This window comes from Streptomyces sp. NEAU-174 (assembly GCF_052665095.1).
In genome coordinates, this window is sequence record NZ_JBQTCE010000017.1 from 25,388 (window position 1) to 45,668 (window position 20,281).

A 20,281-nucleotide genomic window follows, 5' to 3' on the forward strand; every position below is an offset into this window, starting at 1 on the left:
CTTCTCTCAGGCGTGCCCGCGTCCCGGCAGGCGCTCGGCGTACTGGGCGACCTTCTGCCGGATGCCCCGGTGGGCGACCCCGGCCAGCTCGGGGTCGTGCAGCGCGGCCTTCACGGTCTTCTTCGCCATGGGGACCATGAGATGGGGCGGGATCGGGGCGATCTCCTGGTCGACCATGAACTCCAGGACGACCGGCCGGTCACTGGCCAGCGCCTCGTCCCAGGCCCTGCCGACCTTCTTCGGGGACGCGCAGCGGATCCCGCGCAGCCCCAGCAGCTCGGCGTACGCGCCGTAGGGGATGTCGGGGATGACCTGGGAGGCGGGGTACTTCGGGTCCCCGGCCATGGCGCGCTGCTCCCAGGTGACCTGGTTGAGGTCCTGGTTGTTGAAGACGCAGAAGACGAGCGGCGGGCCGTCCGCCAGCCGGTCCATATACCGCTTGACGGTGATCATCTCGTTCATGCCGTTCATCTGGAAGGCGCCGTCTCCCACGAAGGCGATCACCGGGCGGGCGGGATGGGCGAACCGGGCCGCGATCGCGTACGGCACCCCGGGGCCCATGGTGGCCAGCGTGCCGGACAGCGAGGCGTCCATTCCGTCGCGCAGCCTCAGATGACGCGCCCACCAGTTGGTGGCCGATCCGGAGTCGGCGGTGAGGATCGCCCGGTCCGGCAGCCGTGAGGAGAGCTCGGCGGCCACCGACTGGGGGTTGATGGTGTCCCCGAAGTGCTGGCCGGCCCAGGTGTCGCAGATGGTGAGCCACTCCCGCACATCCTTCTCGACCTTCTTCCGCCAGGCCCGCTTCTCCTTGCGCCGCAGCAGCGGGAGGAGCGCCTTGAGGGTCTCCTTCGCGTCGCCCACCAGATGGGCGTCCATGGGGTAGCGCATCCCGATCATGCGGCCGTCGATGTCGATCTCGACGCCCCGGGCCTGCCCCTCGTCCGGCAGCCACTCGGAGTACGGAAAGCTGGTGCCGATCAGGAAGAGGGTGTCGCACTCCTTGATCATCTTGTCGCTTGCGGTGCTGCCCAGCAGCCCGATCGGCCCGGTCACATAGGGCAGGTCGTCGGGGAGGACATCCCGGCCCAGCAGCGCCTTGGCCACCCCGGCGCCCAGCAGCTCGGCCACTCCGACGACCTCGCCCGCGGCATCGGCCGCGCCCTGGCCGACGAGGATGGCGACTCTCTCGCCCTCGTTGAGGACATCGGCGGCGCGGCGGAGCTCATCGGGGTCGGGCAGGACGCGGGGGCGGCTCCAGCCCACGCTGGAGAACACCGATCCGTGCGCCTTGGGCGGGGAGGGCTGGGCGTCCTCCTCCTGGATGTCGTTGGGGATCACGATCGTCGCCACGCCCCGGGTGGTCAGCGCGGTCTTGAAGGCGCGGTCGATGACATGCCGTGCCTGGCCGGGGTGGACGACCGTCTCGCAGTACTCGGAGACATCGGCGAAGAGCCGGTCCAGATGGATTTCCTGCTGATAGTGGCTGCCGAGGCTGAGCCGCTTCTGCTGGCCCACGATGGCGACCACCGGCTGGTGGTCCAGCTTGGCGTCGTACAGGCCGTTGAGCAGGTGGACCGCGCCGGGCCCCGAGGTGGCGACGCAGACTCCGGCCTCGCCGGTGAACTTGGCGTGGCCGCAGGCCATGAACGCGGCCATCTCCTCGTGCCGGACCTGGATGAACTCGGGGTCGCCCGTGGCGCGGTCGAACGCCCCGAGCAGCCCGTTGATCCCGTCGCCCGGATAGCCGAAGACCCGCGCCACCCCCCACTCCCGCAGCCGAGCCAGCACGAAATCCGATACCTGAGCCACGGCGCCTCCTCGGTAGTGCGGCACGAAGCACCTCACAGGAGTAGCCGTCGACCGGGCCGGTAAACGTGGCGCGCACCGGGAGACGTGGCACGCACCGGTAGACGCGGCGCGCATGGGGCACGGCCGGCCGGGGCACCCGGCCGCCGGTCGCCCGACGTAGACGCCCAGGAGGAGAGCCAGGGCGAAGGCTCAGGGACGGGCGGCCACCAGTAGGTCCACCAGATACGTCTCCTCCACCCTCTCGTCCGGGAAGAGCTCGCGCAGCCGGCCGCGCTCGGCGGCGAGAAACGCCTGGGTACCGGGCTCGCCGAGGACGAGGAACGCCGAGTGACTGGTGATGTTGGCCAGGTGGGTGTCGAGGGAGACGACACGGCTCCAGCGCACATGGCGGCGGGTGACGCGGAGGCCGGAGAGGCCCGCGAGCCGGACGGCGCGGCTGTCGTCGGGGCCCACATGAGGGGTCGACGTCACACCGGAGTGGGCCGCGACACGCTCGGCCTGGGCGGCGATCCACGGCACGTCGAAGGCGGTGGTGTTCCACCAGACCGCCAGCGCGCCACCCGGGCGCAGCACGCGCAGCGCCTCCGGAACGGACCGGTCGGTGTCGGTCCAGTGCCAGGACTGCGCATACGTGATCAGGTCGCGGGAGGCGTCGGCGAGGGGCAGGGCGTTGCCGTCGCCCCGGACGATCGGCACGTCCGGAAGCGCCCGGCGGAACTCGGCGGCCATGCCCGCGCCCGGCTCGACGGCGATCACATCGGCGCCGCGCCCGCGCAGCACGGCGGTGGCGATTCCGGTGCCCGCGCCGACGTCGGCGACGCGGGCGCCCGCGAGGGGGCGTCCGGCGAGCTCCTCGACGGCGTCGAAGAGTGCGGGCGGGTAGGAGGGACGGTTCGCCGCGTACTGGGCGGCGGCCGCGTTGAACGAATGGGCACGCGAGGTCGTGGTCATCCGCCCATCCTCACCCGTTCGGCCCCTTCTGCCGAGCCCCCGGATTTCGCCGCGCTCCTGGTGGCCCGGCCGCGCCCCCGTCGACGCGCCCGACCTTGGTCCAGCCGGTCCAGCCCCGCTGCCTCAACAGCTCGATCAGCCGGCGGGCCGACGGCATGGTGTCGAACGCGAGGGTGTCCATCACCCTCACCAGCGGTGGCTCGATCTCGGCGTCGTCGATGTAGTCCTCGCCCCGCTCCTCGGCCATCTCCGTGAGGTAGCCGGCCAGCTCATCGGCCAGCCCGTCCAGCCGTGGGTCGTCGTCGGCGCGGTCGAGCGCCCGGCCCAGGGTGCGGTAGAAGCCGATGCACCGCGGGTCGGCGAGCTGCTCCCGCTTGCGCGCCAGCCACTCCGGGACCCGCTCGGGTGCGTGCGCGGCCAGCGGGATCCAGCCGTCGCGCTCCACCTGGACGATCCGCTCGTCGACCCCGAGCGCCCGCAGCCGGTCGAGAAACTCCACCACCTCCGGGGGCAGCGCCAGGCCGTCCCCGGCGGCCAGGCGGGCGATCCGCGCCCGGTGCCGCTGCCGCTCCCGGATCTCCGCCCGCAGCCGCTGGTCGATTTCCGCGACCGCCGCGGCGAACTCCTCCTCACCGGCCCGGAGCAGCTCCCGTACGCGCGCCAGCGGAACCCCGGCCCCGGCGAGGGTCCGGATCCTGATCAGCTCGACGACGGCGTCGGCGCCGTACCGCCGATAGCCGGAGTGGTCCCGCTCCGGCTCCGGCAGCAGCCCCTTGGCGTGGTAGTGGCGTATCGCACGCACCGTCACTCCGGCGTACGACGCCAGCTCGCCGATGGTCAGCATCGGACCAGTCTCCTGGAAGTCGTTTACGAAGCCACCGCGTCGGCCGGGTGGCGCCGGATGATCTCCGCGATCTCCCTGGCGTGGGTGAAGACCAGCCGGTGGCCGGTGTCGAGCCAGGTCACGGAGGTGTCCGGCCGCTCGCGCACCAGCCGGTCGATGCCCGCGCGCCAGAGCCGGTTGTGCCGGGGCGCACGCCCCTCGGCGCTGTCGCCCGCGATCGCGGCCGACATGATCATGTGGATCGGGCGGTCGATCTTCCGGTACCGGTCGAGGATTCCGGCCCGCACCACATCCATCTCGAGCTGTAGATCGAGGATGTCCCGCGGGCTGAGCAGCACCTGACGCGCGGTGCCCCTGACCCGCCCGAGCTCCCGCCACATGGCCGGGTCCTCCGCCATCGCGCGGAACTCCGGCAGGTCGGCGTCGGTGATGAACGGTTCGGGCAGCGGGTTCGCCCCGTCGATGAGGACCAGCCCGGCGACGGCCTCAGGGCGCTCGGAGGCGTAGTGCACGGCCAGGTCCGCGCCCAGCGAGTAGCCCACGAGCACGGGTGGCGAGTGCAGGCCGAGGCGCCGCGGCTCCGCCAGCACGGCGAAGAGATCGCCCCGGAACGCGTCGAAGGAGTACCGGTCGGCGACGGAGGCGAGGCCATGGCCCCGGAGGTCGAAGGTCACCACCTCGTGGTCGCGCCGCAGGAGTTCGATCAGCTCGTGCAGCTCGGCCCGGGTGGAGTTGAGTCCGGGGCACAGGACCAGCGGCCGTCCCCGGCCGCCCCGGGACACCGGGATCGTGACACCGTCGTGGTGAACGGTGAAGTGGCGCGTCGTCGTCATGCCGGCCATGCTGCGAGGCTGCCCCCGCGTCAGGGTCAACCGCAGCCACGACGGCGCCGCAGTCGGCCGACGACGCATCGCAACACTTCCAGCGGAGCGCTCAGCGCGCCCGGTACGGGTTCTTCCACAGGTACACCTTGTGGTGCTTGGTGTCATTGCCCGCGATGAGCCGGCCGTCCCTGCTGAAGGCCACGTCCCGGACCGTGCTCTCCGGCCCCTGCGCACCGGTCGACAGGATGGCGCGTGGTTTGCGTGTGGCCACGTTCCACAGCATCAGTCCATGTCCGGCGGGGGCGGCGAGCGTCTTGCCGTCCGGGCTGAACGCCAGGTGGTCGACCGTCGCCTGGTAGGAGTCGCTGAGGGCGGCTCGCTGACGGCCGGTCTTCACATCCCACAACCGCACCTTGTCGTAGCTGCCGGTGGCGATTGTCTTGCCGTCCGGACTGAAGGCCAGGCTCAGGATCCCTTGCGCGGGGGAGATGGTGACCCGTGGACCGTGTTGGCCATAAGGATCCGGATCGCGGTGTGCCACGTCCCACAGCCGCACCGAGTGTTCCGGGGTGAGGTTGCTGTCGGAGTCGTCGCTCGCGGAGGCCAGCGTCCGGCCGTCCGGGCTGAAGGCCACACCCGTGACTTTGGCGTCCTGGTCGTAGTAGGCGAGTATCTCGTCCTTCTTGCGGCTGTTGATGTCCCACAGGAACACCGAGCCGGACTGACTGCCGGTGGCGAACAGCTTGCCATCCGGGCTGAAGGCCACCCTGTCGCCGCCGTTGACGCCGTCAAGGACGCGAATCTGCCGGTGCTCGGCCACGTCCCACATGGTTACCCAGCCGGTCGTATTGGTGGCGGCGACGAGCTTGCCATTGGTGCTGAACGTCACCTCGCGCGTCGGAAACCCGTTGTTGCCGACGCCGTCGCGTTGGGTGAAGGTGGCGCGTGGCTTGCGGTCGGCGACATTCCACGTTCGCACCTTGCCCTCGTCGCTGCCCGTGGCCAGCGTCTTGCCGTCCGGGCTGAACGCCATGCCTTCGGTGTCCCCGGACTGCCCGGTGGGGCCGATGGCGGCCGTCGGCTCGAACGAGCGATAGGGGAGGCTGGGGCCGCGGTCGGGAGAGGAGCCGGGGAGGTAGACGGCGATCAGGACGACGGCGAGGACGAGGATCCCGACCCCGCTGAGCAGGACGGGCAGCCCCGGGGCGGGCGTGGTGAGCGGATCCGGGACCGGCGGGTCCGGCGGGGTGTCGGCGCCCGGCGGGGTCGCGGGACCACCGGAGGCGGCGCCCCGTGCCGGGTCGTGCGCGGCCGGAGCGGACGGCGGCGGTACGGGGGCGGCGGGCCCGGATCCGCGTGGCGACGGCGATGTGCGTGTCTCGGCGTCGGGCGAGCCGGGAGTGCTGGGCGATCCAGGGGCGCCCCGCGGACCGGGAGTTCCGGGCCCGGGCCCTGACGGCGACACCACCGTGCGGGTGTGGGCGTCGGCGACGGCGTCCGCGGCGCCCGTCGTGCCGGCCCGGCCGCACTCCTCGACGACCTGGGCCGGGGTCGGCCGCCGCGCCGGGTCCTTCTCCAGGCAGCGGGAGGCGATGGCCCGGAGGGGCTCGGGGCAGCCGTCGAGGTCGGGATCCTGCTCCAGGATGCGGTAGATGACGCTGTGGTCGGAGCCGCCGCCGAAGGCGAGCCGTCCGGTGGCGGCGAAACTGGCGATCACGCCGAGGGCGAACACATCACCGGCCCCGGTGACGTCCTGCCCCCTGATGTATTCGGGCGCCATGTAGGCGGGCGTTCCGGTGCGCATCCCGGTGGCGGTCACCGCGGTGACGTCCGCGGCCCGGGCGATACCGAAGTCGATGACCTTGGGTCCCTCGGCGGTGAGGATGATGTTGGAGGGCTTCAGGTCACGGTGGATCACATCGGCGGCGTGGATGGACTGCAAGGCCTCGGCCACCCTGGCGATCAGCCCCAGCGCCGCGTCGGCCGACAGCGGCCCGCTCTCGGCGACCGCGTGCTGGAGGGACGGCCCGGGCACGTACGCCGTGGCCAGCCAGGGCTCTTCGGCCCGCAGATCCGCGTCCACGACGGGCACGGTGTAGAGACCCTGGACCCGCCGGGCCGCGGCCACTTCCTGCTCGAAGCGCTTGCGGAACGACGCGTCGCCCGCGTATTCGCGGTGGACGACCTTGACCGCCACCGCGCTGCCGGCCGGCGTACGCGCCAGGTAGACGCGGCCCATTCCCCCCGCGCCCAGCACCGCCTCCAGCCGGTACGGACCGGCCGTGGCGGGATCGGCGGCCCCCAAGGGGCGGTGTGGTGGCGGAGCCGTCGGCCACCCAGGTTGCTGCGGTCGGGACATGCTCCCCGTCACCCCGTCTCTCGCCGTTCGAGCGAGCGACAGCGTAAACGAACCCACCACCCCGTAACAGCTCCCCCCTTGCGAACACACGAAGACCGGTGGGCCGTTCGCTGTGGCGTCGGGCCCACCGGTCTCGCGGGGCGGGCAGGGCGGTGGCTCCCGCCCGCCTCACGTCACCGCGGGTTCAGCCGCCAGTCTGGCCGCCACCGCTCTGGTGGCCGCCCTTCTGACCGGCCTCCGCGGCACGTTGCGGGTCATTCGCGAAGTTGCCGCCGCTCTCGTGGCCGCCCTTCTGGCCGGCCTCGGAGGCGCGCTGCCGATCGTTCGCGAAGTTGCCGCCGCTCTCGTGGCCACCGCGCTGACCCGCGTCCGACGCGCGCTCCCGGTCGTTGGCGAAGTTGCCACCACTCTGGTGGCCGCCCTTCTGACCGGCTTCCGCCGCACGCCGCGGGTCATTGGCGAAGTTGCCGCCACTCTCGTGACCGCCCCGCTGACCGGCCTCCGAAGCCCGCTTCGGGTCGTTGGCGAAGTTACCGGGGTTGTCAGCCATGACTGGTTCCTCCTTATTCGCGGAGATTCCATCGTTCTGGGGCGGCGGGTACCCGAGATGCGGACGCTAAACAGGGTGTTCTCGCATCGAATCGCACCGGATGTCCCGTCAGGATTGGCGGCCCGCAGGCGGGTACTCAGGACGCCGGAAAACGTCGGCGCAGGAGGGAACACGCCCGTGGACGAGAAGAACATCTTTGTGATCGGCCTGGACGAGGCCAATGTGCCCATCCTGGAAAGTGGGCCCGGTGCCGGCCGGTACCGGTTCCACCGCCTGCTCACGGTCGAGGATCTCCAGAGCGGCGAGGTGTCCGTGGCGGACCTCATCGCGAAGGCGGAAGGTGTTCTGGACGCCTTCGAGGGCGATATCGACGCGATCGTCGGCTACTGGGACTTCCCGGTGAGCACACTCGTGCCGATCCTCAGCGAGCGCTACGGCACGCGCAGCACCAGCCTGGAGTCGGTGGTCAAGTGCGAGCACAAGTACTGGAGCCGGCTGGAGCAGCGGAAGGTGATCGAGGAGCATCCGCGGTTCGGCCGGGTGGATCTGGAGGCGCGGGACCCGCGGCCGCCGGAGGGCGTCCGCTTCCCGATGTGGCTCAAGCCCGCCCTCGCGTACTCGTCCGAGCTGGCCTTCTCCGTCAAGGACGAGGAGGAGTTCGGCGCGGCGGTGAGCCGGATCCGTGAGGGTATCGGCCGCGTGGGCAAGCCCTTCGACGCCGTACTCGAACGGCTGGAGCTCCCGCCGGAGATGGCGGGTGTGGGCGGCCAGGTGTGCCTCGCGGAGGAGGCGCTGAGCGGGGTGCAGGTCGCCGTGGAGGGGTACGTCCACCGGGGCGAGGTCACCGTCTACGGCGTGCTGGACTCCATCGACTACCCCGACAGCTCGTCCTTTCTGCGCCACCAGTACCCCTCCGCGCTGCCCGAGCCCGTGATCCGGCGGCTGCATGACGTCTCGCGGCGGGTGATGCGGCAGATCGGCATGGACGGGGCCACGTTCAGCATCGAGTACTTCTACGACGCCGCCAAGGACGAGATCAATCTCCTGGAGATCAACCCCCGGCACTCCCAGTCGCACGCCGAACTCTTCGCCTATGTCGACGGGGTGCCCAACCACCACTGCATGGTCAGCCTCGCCCTCGGCGAGGACCCCGTCCTGCCGTACCGGGAGGGCCCCTACGCGATGGCCGCCAAGTGGTACTACCGGTGGTTCGCCGACGGTGTGGTCCATGACGCCCCCGTCGACGAGGAGATCGAGCGCATCGAGCGGGAGATCCCGGGCGTACGGATCGATGTGGTGCCCGAGGAGGGACAGCGGCTGTCGCAGCTGGAGCAGCAGGACAGCTACAGCTTCGAACTCGCCCACATCTTCACCGGCGGGGACAGCGAGGACGACCTGCGCGAGAAGTACGACCGCTGTGTCGCCGCCCTGAACCTCCTCTTCGACGCCGGCGCCCCGGGCGCCCGGCGGGAGCGGCGGCCGGAGCGTAAGACGCGGGAGCCGCACGGCTGAGCCCCGGCCGCCGGTGTGCCGGTGTGCCGGTGTGCCGGTCGCGTCCGTGGGAACCCGTGCGCCCCTGTCACCAGGGCCGCCACCACGGCCACCACCAAGGCCACCGCCAGGGAAGGAGCAAGTCGGCCTATGCGCCTCGTGAGCAATCTGCCGTGCGCCACGAAGGAAGAGGAACACATCACGATCCCGATGTCCGACGGCGTTCGCCTGTCGGCGCGTATCTGGCGTCCCACGTCCTCGGACGAGGAGCCGGTGCCCGCGGTGCTGGAGTACATCCCCTACCGCAAACGGGATCTGACCTCCGTGCGCGACTCCATTCACCACCCCTATATCGCCGGTCACGGCTACGCGTGCGTCCGCGTCGATCTGCGGGGCACCGGGGAGTCGGAGGGGGTGCTGACGGACGAATACCTGGGGCAGGAGCAGGCGGACGCCGAGGAGATCCTGGCGTGGCTGGCCGAGCGGCCCTGGTGTGACGGCGCCACCGGCATGATGGGCATCTCCTGGGGCGCGTTCGCCGCCCTCCAGGTGGCCGCCCGGCGGCCACCGAGCCTGCGCGCCATCGTCATCGCGTCCTTCACCGACGACCGGTACGCCGATGACATGCACTACATGGGCGGTGCGCTGCTGTCCGACAACCTCGCCGAGGCGGGCACGATGTTCGCCTACGCCACCTGCCCGCCGGACCCGGCGGTGGTCGGCGAGCGCTGGCGCGGGATGTGGCACGAGCGGCTGGAGAACGCCCGCCCCTGGGTGGTCGAGTGGCTGCGCCACCAGCGCCGCGACGACTACTGGCGGCATGCCTCGGTGTGCGAGAACTACCAGGCCGTGCGGTGCCCCGTGCTGGCCTCCAGCGGCTGGGCGGACGGCTACTCCAACGCCGTGACCCGGCTGCTGGGCAATCTGGACGTACCGCGCAAGGGCCTGATCGGGCCGTGGTCGCACAAGTACCCGCATCTGGGCGAGCCGGGCCCGGCCATCGGCTACCTCCAGGAGGTGGTCCGGTGGTGGGACCACTGGCTGAAGGGCGTGGACAACGGCGTCATGGACGGGCCCATGCTGTGGACGTGGATGCAGGACAGCGTGCCACCGTCCACCGCCTACGAGGAGCGGCCCGGCCGCTGGACCGCCGAGCCCCGGTGGCCCTCCCCCAACGTCGAGCCGGTGGTGCACCCGCTCACCGGCCACCGCATCGCCGACCCCGGTGACACACCTCCCGGGAAGGATGCGCCGGGCGAGCCGCCGACCGTCCAGTCACCGCTGTCCGTGGGCCAGTTCGCGGGCAAGTGGGCCTCGTACAACGCGCCTCCGGACCTGCCGTACGACCAGCGGGAGGAGGACGGCGGTTCGCTGGTGTTCCAGACCGATCCGCTCACCGAGCGGGTGGAGATCCTCGGCTCGCCCTCCGTCGAACTGGAGCTGTCGGTCAGTGAACCGATCGCCATGGTCGCCGCCCGGCTCTCCGACGTGGCTCCGGACGGCAGCGCCACCCGGATCACCTACGGTCTGCTCAACATCGCCCACCGCGAGACCATCGGCGATCCCGAACCGCTGGAGCCCGGCCGCCGCTACCGCGCCCGGGTGCGGCTCAACGGGGTGGCCCAGGCGTTTCCGCCCGGCCACCGCATCCGGCTGTCGCTGTCCACGTCGTACTGGCCGCTCGCCTGGCCCCCGCCCCGGCCGGCGCTGCTGACCGTGTACGAGTCCGACAGCGCCCTCACCCTGCCGTTGCGCCGGGAGTCCGCGGACGAGGACCGGCCCCCGTGCCCGTTCGGGGAGCCGGAGGGCACGCCGCCCGCCGCCACCACCCGGATCACGCCTCACGAGGAGCGCTGGGACGTCAAGCGCGACCTGGTGGGCTACGGGTCCGAGCTGGAGATCGTCAAGGACGCGGGCACCCTGCGCTTCGACGACATCGGTCTCGACGTCGGCCGCCGGGCGTACGAGCGCTATACGGCGGTCGCGGACGACTTCACCTCGGTCGGTGGCGAGTCGACCTGGACCATGCGCTTCCACCGCGACGACTGGGATGTGCGGGTGGTGACGAGCACGGTGCTGCGCTCGAGCGAAACGGAGTTCTTCGTGGACGCCACGCTGGACGGCTACGAGGGCGACCGGCGGGTCTTCTCCCGCACCTGGAACGAGACGCTGCCCCGGGACTGCCTGTGACCCTTCCCGGACATCGCACGCGCACATCACGCTCCGCCGGGGGTACTCGCCGCTGATGGTGTTCAAGACGCCTCCAGGTGTGTACGCCCCGCAGGACGACACATGGCTGTTGTCCGAGGCCCTGCTGCGCGAGGACATCACGGCCGACACGGCGGTACTGGACGTGGGGACCGGCAGCGGGGCCCTGGCCCTCGCCGCGGCCGGGCGTGGCGCGGCCCAGGTGACCGCGGTCGATGTCTCACCGCTCGCCGTGGGCGCCACCTGGCTGCGCGCCCGCCTCAAAGGGCTGCCGGTGCGTGTCCTCCAGGGCGATCTGCTGACACCGGTCGCCGACCGCGGGTTCGATCTCATCGTGGCCAATCCGCCGTATGTGCCGGTGGCGGGGCGGCGGATCCGCCGGGGCCGTGGCGTGGCCTGGCGGGCCGGGGCCGACGGGCGGGCGGTGGTCGACCGGATCTGCCGCGACGCGCCACCGCTGCTGCGCCCCGGCGGGGTGCTGCTCCTGGTGCACTCGGGGCTGTGCGGCCCGGATCGTACGGTGGAGCAGTTGGAGTCGGCGGGGGCGGGGCTGCGGGCGGCCGTGGCCGACCGCCGCACGATCCCCTTCGGGCCGGTGCTGCGCGAGCAGGCCCCCTGGCTGGAGGCCCATGGGCTGATCGCCCCGGGCGAGACGAAGGAAGAGCTGGTGGTGATCCGTGCCGAACGACACATGTGACCACGCGGTGAGCGTGCGGCTGGGGACCGACGGCCCGATGCTGATCGAGGGACCGGTCGAGATCACCCTGCCCGATGGCAGCGTGGTGCGCTCGGACCGCTTCATGGCGGCCGTGTGCCTGTGCGGCCGCAGCGCGCGCTACCCGTGGTGCGACACCAGCCACCGCCGCAGGCCGCCGAGGTCACGGCGCGGGGCGGGCCCGGAGTAACCGCGGGGCGGGCCCGGCGCGGCCCGAAGGCGCGGAACACAGCCGGTTCTCCGGACAGTACGCGATCATCCGACGTCTGGAACATGTCAGGCAGGGGCACTCATCACGGATGCGCTGTGGAGTGCTCGACATCGGATCCCGTACCGTCCACCTCAAGATCGCCGACCTGTTCCCGGGCAGCCCCCCGGAGCCGGTGACCTCGTGGAAACAGCCGGTCCGGCTGGCCGACGCGACCGATCGCCAGGGGGTGATCGCCCGCGAGGCGATCCGGTCCCTGGTCGGCGCCGTCACCGCGAGTGTCGCGGCCGCGTCCGCCCACCACGTCGACCGCCTGATCCCCTTCGCCACCTCGGCGGTGCGGGACGCGACCAACCGGGACGCGGTGCTCGACGAGATCGAGGCCGCCACCGGTATCCGCGTGGGTTTCATGAGCGGCGTGGAGGAGGCACGGCTGACGTTCCGGGCGGTGCGCGGCTGGCTCGGCTGGTCGGCGGGGCGGATACTGCTCCTCGACATCGGCGGTGGCTCCCTGGAGATCGCCTGCGGAAACGGCACGTACCCCGCCCTCGCCATCTCCCTGCCGCTGGGAGCCGACCGGCTCACCCGCCACCATCTGCCCGATGCCACACCGGTGCGGAAGCGGGACGTGAAGGCGTTGCGCCGACACGTACGCGCCGCCCTCGGACAGGCCACCGCCGAACTGCGCGCACAGCCCGCGCCCCTCTCCTGCGTCGCCACGTCCAGGACGTTCGCCCAGCTGGCCCGCCTCGCCGGAACCCCGCGCCCCGGCGACGGTCCGCCCGCGGTCCACAGTCTCAGCCGTAAGGAGCTGGTGCCCTGGGTGTCACGGCTGGCGGTCAGAACCGACGGGCAGCGAGCGAAGCTGCGTGGCATCTCCGCCTCCAGGGCGCATCAATGCCTGGCCGGTGCCGTCGTCGCGGAGGCCGCCATGGACGTCATGGCGGTGAAACGGCTCACCACCTGCCCATGGGCCCTGCGCGAGGGCGTGCTGCTCGACCATCTCTCCCGCCTCGATGGCGACCATTCGGAGTTCATGACCACGCCGCGCGCCACGGCGCGCTGCTGATATCGCCGGTAGAATTTCCATACGGCGAAGGTGGGCATTCCGGACACAGTACGCGGTGTGGCATCGGACCTCTACGAGCTGTTGGAGGGTCGCAAGTGATCAGCCACCATGCCTATGCCGTCGAGCCGTGGTGTCTGCGCGAGACCGAGCTCAACCTGGACGTTCTGGCCCAGAGCGAATCCGTCTTCTCGGTGTCCAACGGGCATGTCGGCTGGCGCGGCAACCTCGACGAGGGCGAGCCGCACGCCCTGCCCGGCAGCTATCTCAACGGTGTGCACGAGCAGCATCCGCTGCCGTACGCGGAGGGCGGTTACGGCTTCCCCGAGTCCGGCCAGACGGTCATCAACGTGACCAACGGCAAGCTCATCCGGCTGCTGGTCGACGACGAACCGTTCGACCTGCGCTACGGGCGGTTGCGCTCCCATGAGCGGGTGCTCGATCTGCGCACCGGGCTGCTCCACCGCGTCTGCGAGTGGACCTCGCCGGTGGGCAAGACGGTCCGGGTGCGCTCCACCAGGATGATCTCCTTCAGCCAGCGCGCCATCGCCGCGGTGGCCTACGAAGTGGAGCCGCTGGACGACCGGACGAACGTGGTCGTGCAGTCGGAGCTCGTCGCCAATGAGCAACTGCCCACGCTCGGCGGCGATCCCCGGGTGGGCGCCGCGCTGGAGTCCTGTCTGCTGCCCGAGGAGAATTTCGCGCTCGACCTGCGGCTGCGCCTTGTGCACCGTACGGCGGCGAGCGGGCAGCGGGTCGCGGCAGCCGCCGACCATGTGGTGCGGGGCCCCGGATCCACCCGCACCGCGGGCGAGAGCACGGACGACGTGGGCCGTGTCACCGTCACCGCCGTACTCGACCCCGGTGAGCGGCTGCGCGTCGAGAAGTTCGTGGCGTACGGCTGGTCCGGATTCCGTTCGCTGCCGGCCGTACGCGACCAGGTCGAGGCCGCGCTCAGCGGTGCGCGCAACACCGGCTGGCAGGGCCTGGTCGATCAGCAGCGGGAGTTCCTCGACGGCTTCTGGCACCACTCCGACATCGAGGTCGACGGCGACGCGGAGATCCAGCAGGCCGTGCGCTTCGCCCTCTTCCACGTGCTCCAGGCGGGCACCCGGGCCGAACAGCGGGCGATCCCGGCCAAGGGCCTGACCGGCTCCGGCTACGACGGACACGCCTTCTGGGACACCGAGGCGTTCGTGCTGCCCCTGCTCACCTACGCCTCGCCGAACTGCGTCGCCGAGGCCCTGCACTGGCGGCAGAACACCCTGCCCGCGGCGCGGGAGCGGGCCCGGCAGCTCGGACTGCGGGGCGCGGCCTTCCCGTGGCGCACGATCGACGGCGCGGAGTGCTCCGGGTACTGGCCGGCCGGAACCGCGGCCTTCCACATCAACGCGGACATCGCCGCGGCCACCGTGCGCTACGTCCGGGCCTCGGGCGACACCGACTTCGAGCGGCGGACCGGGGTGGAACTGCTGGTGGAGACGGCCCGGCTGTGGCATTCCCTCGGCCATCACGACTCCGGGGGCCGCTTCCACATCGACGGCGTCACCGGCCCCGACGAGTACAGCGCGCTCGCGAACGACAACGCGTACACCAACCTCATGGCCCGGGCGAATCTGCGGGCCGCCGCCGACGTGGCCGAGCGCCACCCGGCGGAGGCCGCGGCGCTCGGCGTCGACGAGGCGGAGACCGCCGCGTGGCGCGATGCCGCCAGGGCGATGTCCGTGCCGTACGTCGACGCGCTGGGCATCCATGAGCAGTCGGCGGGCTACACCGGGCTCGACGTATGGGACTTCAAGGGCACACCCCCCGAGCGCTATCCGCTGATGCTGCACTTCCCGTACTTCGATCTGTACCGCAAGCAGGTGGTCAAGCAGGCGGACCTGGTGCTGGCGATGTTCCTGTGCGGCGATGCCTTCGAACGCGACCAGAAGGCGCGGAACTTCGCCTACTACGAGCCGCTGACCGTCCGGGACTCCTCGCTGTCGGCCTGTGTGCAGTGTGTGATGGCCGCCGAAGTGGGCCATCTGCGCCTGGCCTACGACTACTTGGGCGAGGCCGCGCTGATGGACCTGGCGGACCTGGAGAAGAACACCCGCGACGGTCTGCACATCGCCTCCCTCGCGGGCACCTGGATCGGGCTGGTCGCCGGTTTCGGCGGCCTGCGCGACCACGGGGACGTCCTGTACTTCGCGCCCCGGCTTCCCGAGAGTCTCCACCGGCTGGCCTTCTCGCTGCGGGTCCGGCAGAGCTGTCTGCGCGTCGACATCACGGGCTCGCGGGTCACCTATGCGCTGTGGCAGGGCGACCCCGTCCGGATCAGCCACGGCGGCGAGGTCATCACCCTCTCCGAGGACGCCCCGCAGACCCGGCCGCTCGCCCCGCCCACCGCCCTCCCCGAACCCGCCCAACCGCCGGGCCGGCGGCCCGGGCCACGCCGCTGACACCCGAACCACGCCGCTGACGCCCGGCCACGCCGCTGACGCCCGGACCGCACCCGACAACGCCGCGTCCGCACCGCCTCGAATGCGCCGGGGACCGATCACAGGGTGAGCAGTTCCTCGTGGAACCCGCCGAACCCCCGCTCCCGGTCGATGAGGTGGATCTCCAGGATCCAGTGGCAGCGGCGCCCGGTCTTGTCGGTGCGCCGCAGCGGTGTGCCGTTGGCGGGCGTGATGTACGACTCCACGTCCGCGCCGTCGATCGTCTCGTGCGGGAACTCCCCGACCAGGTGCCCCGCGTGCCAGCCGCCCAGCCCCCAGCCGGCCTCGGCGGCCAGCCGGCCGACCTCGGCGTGCAACCGCTCGCCGGTGATCTCAGGGTCGCCCTCGAAGAAGGCCTTCCCGGCGGCGAACACCCTGGGCAGATCGTCCCGCAGCCGGCGCTTGACCGGATCGTCGCCGAGGACGAACGTCCTGCCGAAGTCGGCCTCGTACTCTTCGAAGATCGGTCCGAAGTCGGCGAACGCGATGTCGTCCGTACCGATCACCCGGTCCGGCGGATTCTCCCGGTACGGCAGGAGGGTGTTCGGCCCCGAGCGCACGATCCGTTTGTGCCAGTGCCGGGTCGTACCGAACATCTCGTTCGCCAGGTCCCGGATCCGGTCACTGACCGCCCGCTCCCCCTCCCCTGGCGCCACCAGCCCGCGCTCCTCGATCTCCGCGAAGAGCCGCGCGGCCTTCGCCTGGGCATCCACCAACCGTGCCGCGCGGGTGCGTTCGTCGTCCGCCATATCCGCCGTTTCCGCCATGGGGCCGTACGTAGTCATCTGGATCACTTCCCTCAACGCGATGCGTGCTCACCAGCCGCCGCTGTGCGAATGTGCTCGCTCACGGGTGCAATGTGCTCGCTCACACGGGTTCCACGGAACACAAAGTGGTACTCGCACGGTCGTAAGTGGCCATGCCGCGTCGTCCGACACCGGCGTCAGGCGGTGGTCGCCCCGGAGGTGGCCCCTCGGACTTGGATTCCGTTGCCCCGGTGGCACGTCACGATGCCGACTGAAAGGCTGCGGGCCTTGTGAAGGGATCCCCATGAGCGTCGACGACGCGTACGACGGCAGCGACATCACGCAGTGGCTGCTGGAAACCGACTCACTCGAAGACTTCCTCCAGACACTGGCCGACGGGGCCCTGGCGCTGTCCCGCGCCCAGGGCGCCGGCCTCACCCTGCAACGGGATGGCCGGCCCCTGACCGTGGTCAGCTCTGGTACCGCGGCACCGGAGCTGGACGAGAAGCAGTACGGCCAGGACGACGGCCCCTGTCTGCAAGCCCTGCGCACCGGAGAGGAACTCCTCATCGACGACATGCTCGCGGAGACCAGGTGGGGCGACTACCCCGCCTACGCCGTCGCCTGCGGAATGCGTTCGTCCCTCTCCCTGCCGATAGCCCCGCGCACCCACACCACCGGGGCCCTCAACCTGTACGCCGCCCCGCCGGAGGCGTACGCACAGGCCGATCTCACCTCCCTGCGCTCACTCGCCGCTCAGGCGACCGGCGCCATCGCTCTGGCCCAGCGCATCGCCGACACACAGGAATTCGCCGGTCAGCTGCAAGACGCCATGGCCCACCGCAGCGTCATCGACCAGGCCCTCGGCGTCATCATGGGCCAGCGCCGGTGCACCGCGCAGGAGGCGTTCGGCATCCTGCGCTCCGCCTCCCAGCACCGCAACATCAAGCTCCGCGAGCTGTGCACCGAGCTGATCACCAACCTCACCGGCCGGCCCCCCACCGCACCCGAGCTGCGCCGACGCCCCTGAGCCGGCGGGCGTGGCAGCCCCGGCTGTGCGGCTACCCGCGGTCCAGTGACGCCCAGAAGCGGGTGAGAACCTCGGCACCACGGCGCGGGTCATGCGTCATCCACCAGTGGCCCAGCCCGTCGAGGACCTCCACCCGGGCACCGGCCCGGCGCGCGCCGCGGCGTCGCTGCTCGACGGTCCCCACCACGTGGTCCTCGGTGGCGAGCACCACGAGCCCCGGCCGCTGGGCCGCGTTCTCCAGATCCCGGCCGAGTTCGGTCATCACCGGCCGCGTGGCGGAGGTGTAGAGCGCGATCACGGCCCGGCCCATCGCCTCGTTCTGGCCCTCGGCGACCCGCTCGGCCACCGCCTCGCCCATCCCCCGCTCGACGAGCGTCGCGATCCGCCGCTCGAGGGGCGCCCCGAAGCGTTCGGCCACATCGGCCTCGCCGACTCCTGGTGTCTGCCACCGCTGGGCGAGCTCATGCCAGACGTAGTCGGGATCGTAGACCCCGATCGTGTCGCTGGCCCAACTGCGTACGAGGTCCGGGCGGCTCATCACCGCGTTGAGGACGTGTCCGCCGCCCCAGTCGTGGCCCACCAGGTCGACGGGCTCGGCGAAACGTGTCAGCTCCCCGATCAGCCAGTCGCGATACTCGTGGACGGTCGCCCCGAATCCGTCCGGCAGCGGAGCGCCGAACCCGGGCGGGGACAGCCGGATCAGGTCGGCCGGGGCCGCACCGGCGGCCTCCAGTTCGGCCACCAGCAGATCCCAGACGGCCGCCGTCTCGGGATTGCCGTGCACGAAGACCGCGGGCATCAGGCCACACCGCCCTGGAGCGGCACGGTGGGTTGCAGGACCGATTCCACCAGCGCCTCGGCGCGGAGATGGGCCACCGCCCGATAGTCGGGGTCTCGGACCATGTCGACGAACGCCTGGCGGCTGGGGTAGCGCACCAGGAGCACCGTGTCCCACGCCTGCCCGTCCTCGGCGACCAGGGCACGACCGCCGTCCCCCAGGTACTCCACCCGCAGTCCGTACCGCGCGTGGATCTCCCGCCCCAGCGCCTCCGTGTAGCGCTGGTAGCTCTCGCGTCCACCGTCCGGGCGGAACCGCAGCAGGTTCAGCATCACCACGGGGCCGCCGGGGTCCTCGGCCAGCAGGGTGTCGAGGGCGCGCTCATCCATATCGATCATCAAAGCCTCCTTCTGGATGAGGAGCAGCGTATAAACTTGTTAGCCAACACGCAAGTTAGTTAGCCCGGAGCCACCCACCACCTCCGCCCCCGCCCCCGACCCGCGCGGACGGGTCACACCCTCACCTCGGATCTACTGCCCGCCGCCTGCGCGGTCCTGGCCGGTGCTCGCTCCTATCCGGCCATCGGGCAGTGGGCCCGCCATGCACCCCAGGACGCCCTCGCTCGCCCGGGGTTCCACGCCCGCGGACCGCTCGGCGTGCGCGGTGCACCACGTGAGAGACACGACGTTCGCTTCGGACCGCCCTGATCTGCAACGCGACCTGATCAATCTGACGTTGAATCAGCCCTGCCCTACCGGTACGGTCGGCCCCAAGGATCGGGGTACCGGATTCCCTGATGCGTTCGACCGCACGCAGGGTTAGGGCATTTCAGTGTTTCGGATGCAGGATCCGGAGATGGCCACTCATAGCCGCAGTAGGCGCAGGAGAGCGTATATGCCGGATGCGGTGTCGGCACGGTTTTCCTTCGAGGTCTCGCCGTGGACTCATCCGGGTCACGCAGGCGACATACCCATGCCCAAAATTCCCATATCAGCAGCACCCCGAAAATGACGCCCAATACGATCCAGGCGACGGTATCCCCTGCCATGGCTCAGTCCCTTCTCTGTCACCTCTCGTTTTGAGGGGCTGACCAGCTCAGACGCCAGGAGGCGGAGTACTTGTGGATATCCAGGAATTGCAGCGATCACACCGCCGCGCATAGGGCTGGGCGCTGACATCGGCTATCGGCCCAGCCAGATCCTCCCGGCTCAGACCGAGGTTCGCGGCGATGTCGCACAAGCCCCGCTCCCCCATCGGGTCGGGACGCAAGTCCTCAGGATCGATGTATCGTCGGCAACTCACACATCTCGTATGCGGTTCAATTTCTTGCCTCTCCCGCGGAACCATCGCATGGGCGGATAGTAGTGGCGGGGATCGGGACCCCTCCCGAAGCTGGGATAGGGCGTTCAGCGCGCACGTGGCTCAGGGGTCCCACCAGCCCCACGCGCGGCCGGGGCCCGGGGCCGCGGTCGACGGAGGTGCGGACTTCGAGTTCGACCAATGGCGGTCATCACGCAGCGGGTCCTCGTCGACCCTGGCATTCAGGGTTTGGCGTTTTCCGTGACGTACTCTTCCAGCCTTGGTACGTAGTCCGATGTCGAAGGCACGGTGATGACATCGTGACTCTTCGTTCCCTCCAAGACCGTACTTTCGCACTTCAACTTGTCCGGGCCGGAAAGCCGGAATTCGTCGACCGGGCGACCGGTTCTCGCCTCGTACACGGTAACGTCCACCTTGCCCGGGTATTGATCGATGGTGACGCTCCCGCCAAAGCCGGAAGAGTCGGTTTCGCCGCCGACGTATGTACAGGACTCGCTCACTCTGTCCGACGCGCGGGCGGGACGCGAGGCACACGCGACCAACTGCACGTCCTTCGGGGTCGGTTCCCCGTTCTGGCCGTCAGTGGCGTGAGCGGGAAGGTCCGTGCCCCCGGCAAAGAGGACCAGTGGATGTGGTCCGCCCCCACCATAGGGTGCCGCTTCGCCAAATCCCTCATGATTCTTACCGCAAAGGCGATGTAAATCCGACAGCTCTTGCAGCCCCTCGTCATCATCGAGGACCGACCACACCAGCACCCCCAAACCACCGAGCACGACCACTGGTACGGCCAGCACCATGATCCAAACGCCCAAGAGGGCCAGCCAATCGACTACCGCTTTCCGCATGCCAAGGAGGTTAGCCGGTGGACACAGCCGACCCTGGGCCAAGTTCCTTCCCGA

At 70.7% G+C, this 20,281-nt stretch carries 17 protein-coding genes; 7 read left to right on the top strand and 10 right to left on the bottom strand.

All coding sequences use genetic code 11. The annotated features are described in order from the left end of the window. Positions 1–6 precede the first annotated feature (6 nt). From ACT2CW_RS38260 to ACT2CW_RS38285, 6 genes are all read right to left on the bottom strand, one after another. Positions 7–1,809, bottom strand: a complete 1,803-nt coding sequence (locus ACT2CW_RS38260; protein WP_445519925.1) for a thiamine pyrophosphate-requiring protein — start codon at positions 1,807–1,809, stop codon at positions 7–9. A gap of 189 nt (positions 1,810–1,998) precedes the next feature. After that, positions 1,999–2,760 (bottom strand): class I SAM-dependent methyltransferase, encoded by a 762-nt coding sequence (locus tag ACT2CW_RS38265; protein WP_445519926.1) that lies wholly within the window; start codon positions 2,758–2,760, stop codon positions 1,999–2,001. Positions 2,761–2,770: 10 nt separating this feature from the next. Further along, a complete protein-coding gene (locus ACT2CW_RS38270) occupies positions 2,771–3,604 on the bottom strand; it encodes a MerR family transcriptional regulator (RefSeq protein ID WP_445519927.1) in 834 nt (277 codons plus the stop codon). A 23-nt stretch (positions 3,605–3,627) separates the two neighbouring features. After that, complete coding sequence (locus ACT2CW_RS38275) at positions 3,628–4,437, bottom strand: alpha/beta fold hydrolase (RefSeq protein WP_445519928.1); 810 nt, start codon at positions 4,435–4,437, stop codon at positions 3,628–3,630. A gap of 100 nt (positions 4,438–4,537) precedes the next feature. Beyond that, the gene (locus ACT2CW_RS38280) at positions 4,538–6,787 is read right to left on the bottom strand and encodes a WD40 repeat domain-containing serine/threonine protein kinase (RefSeq protein WP_445519929.1); all 2,250 of its coding nucleotides are present in this window, start codon (positions 6,785–6,787) and stop codon (positions 4,538–4,540) included. 184 nt (positions 6,788–6,971) lie between these two features. Then, on the bottom strand, positions 6,972–7,337 hold the full coding sequence (locus ACT2CW_RS38285; RefSeq protein WP_445519930.1) for a general stress protein: 366 nt from the start codon (positions 7,335–7,337) through the stop codon (positions 6,972–6,974). 177 nt (positions 7,338–7,514) lie between these two features. Between ACT2CW_RS38285 and ACT2CW_RS38290 the strand changes: the two genes are divergently transcribed. The 6 genes from ACT2CW_RS38290 (at position 7,515) to ACT2CW_RS38315 (ending at position 15,469) form a co-directional block, all read left to right on the top strand. Then, on the top strand, positions 7,515–8,849 hold the full coding sequence (locus ACT2CW_RS38290) for an ATP-grasp domain-containing protein (RefSeq protein ID WP_445519931.1): 1,335 nt from the start codon (positions 7,515–7,517) through the stop codon (positions 8,847–8,849). 129 nt (positions 8,850–8,978) lie between these two features. After that, positions 8,979–11,018, top strand: a complete 2,040-nt coding sequence (locus ACT2CW_RS38295; protein WP_445519932.1) for a CocE/NonD family hydrolase — start codon at positions 8,979–8,981, stop codon at positions 11,016–11,018. Between the two features lie 55 nt (positions 11,019–11,073). Further along, positions 11,074–11,733, top strand: coding sequence for a HemK2/MTQ2 family protein methyltransferase (locus ACT2CW_RS38300; RefSeq protein WP_164432859.1), 660 nt, complete (start codon positions 11,074–11,076; stop codon positions 11,731–11,733). Then, complete coding sequence (locus ACT2CW_RS38305; RefSeq protein WP_445519933.1) at positions 11,714–11,941, top strand: CDGSH iron-sulfur domain-containing protein; 228 nt, start codon at positions 11,714–11,716, stop codon at positions 11,939–11,941. Before ACT2CW_RS38300 ends, ACT2CW_RS38305 begins: the two co-directional genes overlap by 20 nt. A gap of 109 nt (positions 11,942–12,050) precedes the next feature. Continuing rightward, positions 12,051–13,028, top strand: a complete 978-nt coding sequence (locus tag ACT2CW_RS38310) for a Ppx/GppA phosphatase family protein (protein WP_445519934.1) — start codon at positions 12,051–12,053, stop codon at positions 13,026–13,028. 95 nt (positions 13,029–13,123) lie between these two features. After that, on the top strand, positions 13,124–15,469 hold the full coding sequence (locus ACT2CW_RS38315; RefSeq protein WP_445519935.1) for a glycoside hydrolase family 65 protein: 2,346 nt from the start codon (positions 13,124–13,126) through the stop codon (positions 15,467–15,469). 98 nt (positions 15,470–15,567) lie between these two features. Here the strand turns inward: ACT2CW_RS38315 and ACT2CW_RS38320 are convergent, their stop codons facing one another. Continuing rightward, positions 15,568–16,257: a M24 family metallopeptidase gene (locus tag ACT2CW_RS38320; RefSeq protein WP_445520045.1), complete on the bottom strand. Its 690-nt coding sequence runs from the start codon at positions 16,255–16,257 to the stop codon at positions 15,568–15,570. Between the two features lie 301 nt (positions 16,258–16,558). Between ACT2CW_RS38320 and ACT2CW_RS38325 the strand changes: the two genes are divergently transcribed. Further along, a complete protein-coding gene (locus ACT2CW_RS38325; protein WP_164432866.1) occupies positions 16,559–17,284 on the top strand; it encodes a GAF and ANTAR domain-containing protein in 726 nt (241 codons plus the stop codon). Between the two features lie 31 nt (positions 17,285–17,315). Here the strand turns inward: ACT2CW_RS38325 and ACT2CW_RS38330 are convergent, their stop codons facing one another. From ACT2CW_RS38330 to ACT2CW_RS38340, 3 genes are all read right to left on the bottom strand, one after another. Further along, positions 17,316–18,083 carry an alpha/beta fold hydrolase gene (locus ACT2CW_RS38330; protein ID WP_414080916.1) on the bottom strand — a complete coding sequence of 256 codons (768 nt, stop codon included), beginning with the start codon at positions 18,081–18,083 and terminating at the stop codon, positions 17,316–17,318. Beyond that, positions 18,083–18,460, bottom strand: coding sequence for a DUF1330 domain-containing protein (locus tag ACT2CW_RS38335; RefSeq protein ID WP_164432870.1), 378 nt, complete (start codon positions 18,458–18,460; stop codon positions 18,083–18,085). Before ACT2CW_RS38335 ends, ACT2CW_RS38330 begins: the two co-directional genes overlap by 1 nt. 1,143 nt (positions 18,461–19,603) lie before the next feature. Next, positions 19,604–20,227, bottom strand: coding sequence for a hypothetical protein (locus ACT2CW_RS38340; protein WP_445519936.1), 624 nt, complete (start codon positions 20,225–20,227; stop codon positions 19,604–19,606). Positions 20,228–20,281: the final 54 nt, after the last annotated feature.